At 62.5% G+C, this 685-nt stretch carries 1 protein-coding gene and 1 pseudogene; both read left to right on the top strand.

The window, feature by feature from the left end; genetic code table 11:
* Nucleotides 1-244, top strand: a pseudogene (locus NKJ64_RS30470) (pilus assembly protein TadG-related protein); the annotation flags it as partial.
* Nucleotides 245-248: 4 nt separating this feature from the next.
* Complete coding sequence (locus NKJ64_RS30475) at nt 249-680, top strand: TadE/TadG family type IV pilus assembly protein (protein WP_023690708.1); 432 nt, start codon at nt 249-251, stop codon at nt 678-680.
* Nucleotides 681-685 lie beyond the last annotated feature (5 nt).

The raw sequence follows: 685 nt of genomic DNA on the forward strand, positions 1-685 counted from the left end.
CGACAGGACCGGGACTGCGGCACAGAGCACCTTCAACGGCACAGCGGACTCGCTTTTGACCGGCGCCATCTATTTTCCCAGGCAGCAGGTCAACTACCTTGGCAACTTCTCGGGGAACGGTGGCTGCACTCAGGTCGTCGCCGACACTATCCAGTGGTCAGGCAGTACGACGATCAAGCAGAACTGCAAAGGCCTCGGGATGGACGACATTCCGGCGGCACTGTCCGTTCAGCTTGTCGAGTAGCGGGATGGGTGGGCGGACCTTGCGCATTGTCCGGGACAAATCCGGGATAGCCGCCGTGGAGTTTGCCATGTTGCTGCCCGTCCTGTGCTTGGTCTGCCTCGGCATCGCCGATGGCTGGTCCTACGTGACGAGTTACCTGCAGATGCGCGCGGGCGTCAAAACCGCGGCCAATCTCGTGATGGCCGGCGCGTCCAATGACACCGGGACGCAGGCGGTCGCGCTTTCGAGCTGGAACGACAAGCCCGAGGACGCCGCGGTCGTGCTGGTCCGCTCCTATTTGTGCGGCGCCACGGTCGTGGATGAGACCACCATCTGCGGCGGAAAGAAAATCTTCGTCCAGATAACGGCGACGGGCACCTGGGTGCCCCCGTTTAACTTCGGTGTCTTCCCGGACCCGCGCGCGATCAGTCATCAGCAGGTGATCCGTGTCCGCTGAAAGGA

Origin of the sequence: Mesorhizobium sp. M0062, assembly GCF_040323125.1 — a bacterium.
In the GTDB taxonomy this organism is placed as follows: Bacteria; Pseudomonadota; Alphaproteobacteria; order Rhizobiales; family Rhizobiaceae; genus Mesorhizobium.